This is a genomic window from Mammaliicoccus sp. C-M13 (assembly GCF_022386845.1).
GTDB classification, from domain to species: domain Bacteria; phylum Bacillota; class Bacilli; order Staphylococcales; family Staphylococcaceae; genus Mammaliicoccus; species Mammaliicoccus lentus.
Window position 1 is genome coordinate 1 of the sequence record NZ_JAJNHQ010000026.1, and the last position, 6,024, is coordinate 6,024.

Sequence of the window (6,024 nt, forward strand, 5' to 3'; positions counted from 1 at the left end):
TCCTTGTTAAATTGTTTATATCTGAAATAGTTCATACAGAAGACTCCTTTTTGTTAAAATTATACTATAAATTCAACTTTGCAACAGAACCTTAATTATCATAGTTATGATAAAATAGCCTATTTTAGACAATCCTTAGTGTATATCTGTATATCACTTTATGTTTACAGCATTTTAATACCGACTTAATACGTAATCAATAGTTCCTTTGTAAAATTAAATGGTAATATATAATTTTAAAATATTATAAGTAAATTATGTTATCACAAATTTATTATGGGTAAATTGTTTTTAACAACTACGGAAAACAAGGAGACGTATATGAGTTTTAATTATCTAGATTATCCTGAAGATCAAGCTAAACTTAGTAAGTTTCAGCGTAAGGTGAAAATTGTTTCTGCTGGAGGAACGTTCCTTGATGGATTTGATTTAACAATTATAGCTGTCGCTATGCCATTGATTATTAAACAATGGAGTGTTAGTCCAATTGAGGAAAGTTTATTAACAGCTTCAGCCATTATCGGTTCCTTCATTGGTGCTGCATGGCTCGGTAAATTAACGGATACATTGGGAAGAAAGGCTATGATTACCGTTGATTTAATAGCCTTTGTATTATTTGCTGTTTTAACAGCAATAGCACCTAATGCATTATATTTAATTATATTTCGGTTCTTTCTTGGTATAGGTATAGGTGCGGACTATCCTATTTCTTCCACGTTAGTGTCAGAATTTAGTTCCTCGAATAATCGAGGGCGACAAGGAACCTTTTTAGGTATGATGTGGTTTGTTGGTGCAGTTTTCGCTTATATAACTGGAATGCTTTTAGTACCATTAGGCGATGATGCATGGCGTTATATGTTTTTAGTAGGTGGATTACTTGCTGTAATCATCTTTATTTTTAGAATAGGACTGCCAGAATCACCACGTTGGTTAGCATCTAAAGGCCGTGAAGAAGAAGCACAGAATATTATTTATCAGCTTACTGGTAATAAAGTGAAGGTAGAACCTGTAGTCAATAAAAAGGTAAAAGTAAAAGAATTATTTACTGAAAAATTTAGAAAGAGAACTATTTTCGTATGTGGTTTTTGGTTTTGTTATGCTACAGCATATTATGGCATTTCCATGTATACGCCAACTATTTTAGCTTCAGTTACTGAAGGAACATTAAATCAAACATACATAGCTTCATCTATTGTAAGTATTTTAGGTTTAATCGGCGCGCTTATCGGTTCATATTTAGTTGATAGATGGGGACGAAGACCACTTCTGATAACATCATTCTTTGGATTAACAGTAGGTTTAACTATATTGACGTTAAACCCCAATCCTACTTTAATGTACTTAGTAATTTTATTTAGTGTAGCAGTTTTATTTTCAAATATGGGTGGAGGTATTTTAAATTTTGTATATCCAACAGAGTTATTCCCAACAAATATACGTGGAACTGCATCAGGATTTGCTACATCGGTTAGCCGTATAGGATCTATTTTAGGTGTGCTTGTTTTCCCAAACTTTGTTGCATTATGGGGCAATCAAGTAGCATTAGGCTTCTTTTCTTTAATAGGTTTGGCTGGTTTCCTAATTACAATTTTTCTAGCTCCTGAAACAAAAGGTAAGAGATTAGAAGAAATCAATGATGAAAATTAATAGAAAAATGTCACGTACAAAGGAGATTATTCAAGTGGAAAAATGGATTAGTTTATGGTCTATTGGACAAGAGTATAGTTTAGAAGACATAAAGCAAATTAAAGAACATGGCTTTAACGGTGTTGAAATTTGGGCAGAACATCATTTAGCAGAGCAAGCTTTCAAGTATGCAAATGAATGTGATTTACAAATTGGCTTACATCTACCTTTTCATGATTTAAATTTAGCTACACAATATGATGAGATAGCAGCGTATACGCTAGCATTAACAAAAAAATGGATGAAGAAACTAGCATATTATAATGGAAGTCATGCTGTTATTCATGGAGGTCAAGCAATGGCCTCTGAAGATTTGGATAAAGTCTATCCGAAAATGATTGAACGATTAAAAGAATTGAGCGACTTTTCTCTAGCCAATAATGTTGAATTACTTTTCGAGAACCAAATACCTGATGGGCTAAACTATATGCATATATTACCTTCTAATATTGAAGAATGGCTAGATGTGTTAAATAAAACAAACACTAAAGCTTGTTTAGATGTTGGGCATTTAGCTATTCAAGGTGACGAATTTAAAGACACAGTAAACAGATTAGGTGGATTACTTAAATCAATTCATTTATCCGATAATGATGGAAAATCAGATTTACATTTACTACCTAACGATGGAACAGTTATACAAAATAATATAATAAATGTTTTAAGTAAACAAAATTATCAAGGACCAGTTGTTTTTGAAATAAACCCTTATAAATATTCATTAAAAGATATTTTAGAGCATCCATCTGTTAAAGAATTTAATATTTAATTAACCGCCCTTTCACTTACCATTATTTTACAATTAAGTTATTTTAAATAATGGTTATTAATGTTATTATATTGATAAATATTATTTGAAAGGAAGGTTATACATATATGGAAAATTCTAATGCAAATCAAACAAGTGCAAAAACATCAGACTTACCTCTTTTAAATCACTTTAGTAAGTTAAGAGAAAACCCTAAATGGATTGTAAAATTAATTATATTCACTATTTTGTCATTTATATCTTTACTTTTGACGAATTATATAACTGATAATACTGAGATACTTAAAAAAGCTGGTTTGGATTCATCTCAAATTGAACAACAAAATGAAATGGATATAGGGACTTTAATTGGCCAAACTGTTGGTGGTGTCATTTTTGGCTTATTAATTATCTTTTTAATATTCTTAATTGTTTCAAAAATTATGAAATCTGATGCACGCGCAATTCATATTTTTTCAGCTTCTATTTCATATTTAATTATTACTACTGCTTTTTCAATAATTGTTTATGGTATACAAGCATTATTTGGACTAACGTTACCTGATACACAGATTGACAGTCTAAATGTTTTTGATAAAGGAAATCAATATTTGTCAGTTTTTAATTTATCAGGTTTATTATCAGCATATTTAATCTTTGCTGTGTATTATGGGACAAGTAAGTTATCTAAAAAAGCTTCTATTATTTGGGCAATTGTTGCTTTAATCGTAACTATTGGCTTTGGATTAATCAGTGCATCATTTATTAATGCGATTCAAGGTTTAGTCTAGTATGTGTTAGCCTTTCACAATTTATTTTGTAACAATACTTTTTAGAGCGGGATAGAAACCTTTTACGAAAATAAAACTTCTAACCCACTCTTTTATTTAATTTAATATATTTAACTTCCTATTTAATACTTCTTCCATTAACGACCAACCTTCACGATCATCTCCAGTTGGATCATAAGGTTCAAATCCATAGTTTAAGTACATATTTATCGCTTGATAACTTGTCGTTTGCGTTGTTAAATACACTTTATTATGGTTTTCTTTTATTAATGTATTCAATGCTACGGTTAACAAAGGTTTAGATAATTTCTTCCCTTGATATTCTGGTTTTATTGCAACAAAATGTATTCGTCCTTTTTGTTCACCAGTTCCATCTAAGTCTCCGAACCAAGCTGATGTTGTTCCAATTGCTTCTCCATCTTCATTCTCTATGAAAAGACATCTATGTTTCATTTCTTCTATATTAAAGCCGAATTCTTTATCGAATCTTTTGAGTGCATCCTCGACTGTTTTAAATTCTTCAGCAGCAGTTTCTATTTTTGCCCACTCTATTTCATCGCCTTCTCTAAATTTTCTGATTGAATAGCCTTCAGGTAAATCAAATTGTGGGATATTTTCTAAATTATCTCTGAACATCTTCAACTTAATTCTTTTCATTTTGTAACCTCCAGTTTTATCATTCACTAAAAATTATATCTAATATATACAATTAAACCAAAATATCTACTGTCATATGGCATTCATTTTTTTAATACGATTGAAATAAAAGACATTTGCTTTTTATTTCGTTGTAACCTATGAGATGAAAATTGATGTTAAAGTGTATTAAGTAATTACGAAAGAGATAAAAAATAATCGATTGCATATGGAGGAATATTTTACTATGAAAAAATTATTAATCGCATCAACTGCAGCAGCAAGTATTATTACAGCTGGATTTAGCGCTAACGCTGATGCAAGTGAATATACAACAACTCAAGCAACAGAAGCAGCATCTACTAACGAAGTATATAAAGAATTTATCGCAGCTGGTGGAACAAAAGCATTATGGGATAACATTGTAATGCCAGAATCAAGTGGTAATCCAAATGCTGTAAACGAACTTGGATACAGAGGCCTTGGTCAAACTAAAGAATCTTGGGGCACTGGAAGTGTTACTGAGCAAACTAAAGGTATGATCAATTACGCTAAGGAACGTTATGGCTCTGTAGAAGCAGCAATTGCATTCCGTCAAGCAAATAACTGGTGGTAAAATTTAAATCATAAGCATTTTCAAATATAAATAATAAAAACTCCCAATCTAGATGTGAAATCTAACAGATTGGGAGTTTTTTAATGCCTATCGCATTTTAAAAGTTTTATTTTTGACATTTTCAGATGATAGTTCTACACTCAACTTGTATCTAAAATAAATACAAGTGAGGTTATTAATATGAAAATAGGTATCGTAGCAGCTAATGGAAAAGCAGGACAACTTATTACTAAAGAAGCTATTAATAGAGGTTTAGACGTTACAGCTATAGTACGTAACAAAAATAAAACTGTTGCTGAAAAATCTATTATTAAAGATTTGTTTGATTTAACGTCAGAAGATTTAAAGCCATTCGATGTTATAATTGATGCTTTTGGTGAAGTACGTGAAGATAAATTACATTTACATCAAGATTCTGTTCACCATTTAAATAAATTACTATCAAATACTGATACAAGATTAATTATTATAGGCGGTGCTGGTAGTTTGTATGTGGATGATAAATTAGAAACACAACTATATAACACCCCTGATTTCCCTGAATCATATAAACCACTTTCTATAGCTCAAGGTAAAGTGTTAGATGACTTGCGTAAAAGAAATGACGTACGCTGGACATTTGTTAGCCCCGCTGCTGAATTTATTGCGGACGGAGAAAGAACTGGAACATATATTTTAGCTGGAGAAAAATTTACTTTAAATGATAATGGTGAAAGTAAAATTAGTTACACAGATTTTGCTATCGCAATGGTAGATGAAGCTGTTAAAGGCGACCATATTCAAGAAAGAATTTCAGTTTTATCAAAATAAATGCCTCAGCCCTCTCGCTTTTATTAAGCCTCATAGTTATAATGAATATGAATCTAAGAGGTGATAAAGCGTGAACACTCAAATTTCAGTTGGTATTCATATACTGTCTTTGCTATCTATTAATGAAGAGCCCCTTTCAAGTAAATATTTAGCAAGTAGCATAAATAGTAATCCAACACTTGTAAGAAAAATATGCAAATATTTGAGAAACGGTAAACTTATTGAAAGCCAACAAGGTAAGTCAGGTTATCAATTATCTAAACCAGCAAATAAAATAACTTTAGGTGATGTATACCAACTTATACAAGAAGAAGAACATTTCCTAAAAATACATCAAGATACAAACCCTAAATGTGTCGTCGGTAAAAACATTCAATCTACTTTAGATAATATATACAGTGAAGTGGATTCAAAAATTATTAAAGAACTCAATCAAACAACTATAGATGACTTATCCAAACAAATATTAAGTCGATAAAGAAGCTCCTTTCAAAGTTTACACATATAGTGTCTAATTTGAAAGGAGCTTTATATATGAGTAAAGAGAAGAATAGTCTCAAATTCTAACGGGCTAGTTATTTTTGTCTAGCTCGTTAGATTTTCTAACAGGCTAGATTTTCCAAACAAGCACGTTAGCTCTGTATTTTCGAATATGTCCATATAATTGTGTAATAAAAAAAGAGCCAAATATAGCTCACTTTAGTACAATGTAATCGACTAAGAAAATATTGTAGAGG

General features: G+C 30.8%; 7 protein-coding genes. 6 read left to right on the forward strand and 1 reads right to left on the reverse strand.

The window, feature by feature from the left end; translation table 11 throughout:
- Nucleotides 1–321: 321 nt before the first annotated feature.
- The 3 genes from LQ615_RS13195 to LQ615_RS13205 all read left to right on the forward strand — a co-directional run bounded on the left by LQ615_RS13195 (nucleotide 322) and on the right by LQ615_RS13205 (nucleotide 3,225).
- Entirely contained in the window at nucleotides 322–1,647 is a 1,326-nt protein-coding gene (locus LQ615_RS13195; RefSeq protein WP_103268736.1) for an MFS transporter, read from the forward strand.
- 34 nt (nucleotides 1,648–1,681) lie between these two features.
- Nucleotides 1,682–2,455, forward strand: coding sequence for a sugar phosphate isomerase/epimerase family protein (locus tag LQ615_RS13200; protein WP_103268739.1), 774 nt, complete (start codon nucleotides 1,682–1,684; stop codon nucleotides 2,453–2,455).
- 107 nt (nucleotides 2,456–2,562) lie between these two features.
- Nucleotides 2,563–3,225, forward strand: coding sequence for a YIP1 family protein (locus LQ615_RS13205; RefSeq protein ID WP_017000665.1), 663 nt, complete (start codon nucleotides 2,563–2,565; stop codon nucleotides 3,223–3,225).
- A gap of 96 nt (nucleotides 3,226–3,321) precedes the next feature.
- Here the strand turns inward: LQ615_RS13205 and LQ615_RS13210 are convergent, their stop codons facing one another.
- Nucleotides 3,322–3,882 (reverse strand): GNAT family N-acetyltransferase, encoded by a 561-nt coding sequence (locus LQ615_RS13210; RefSeq protein WP_239704193.1) that lies wholly within the window; start codon nucleotides 3,880–3,882, stop codon nucleotides 3,322–3,324.
- A 226-nt stretch (nucleotides 3,883–4,108) separates the two neighbouring features.
- On the opposite strand from LQ615_RS13210, the gene LQ615_RS13215 reads away from it, so the two are divergent.
- From LQ615_RS13215 to LQ615_RS13225, 3 genes are all read left to right on the forward strand, one after another.
- Nucleotides 4,109–4,477, forward strand: a complete 369-nt coding sequence (locus tag LQ615_RS13215) for an aggregation-promoting factor C-terminal-like domain-containing protein (RefSeq protein ID WP_017000663.1) — start codon at nucleotides 4,109–4,111, stop codon at nucleotides 4,475–4,477.
- Nucleotides 4,478–4,657: 180 nt separating this feature from the next.
- On the forward strand, nucleotides 4,658–5,287 hold the full coding sequence (locus tag LQ615_RS13220) for an NAD(P)-dependent oxidoreductase (protein WP_239704194.1): 630 nt from the start codon (nucleotides 4,658–4,660) through the stop codon (nucleotides 5,285–5,287).
- Nucleotides 5,288–5,357: 70 nt separating this feature from the next.
- Nucleotides 5,358–5,765: an Rrf2 family transcriptional regulator gene (locus LQ615_RS13225; protein WP_064205371.1), complete on the forward strand. Its 408-nt coding sequence runs from the start codon at nucleotides 5,358–5,360 to the stop codon at nucleotides 5,763–5,765.
- Nucleotides 5,766–6,024 lie beyond the last annotated feature (259 nt).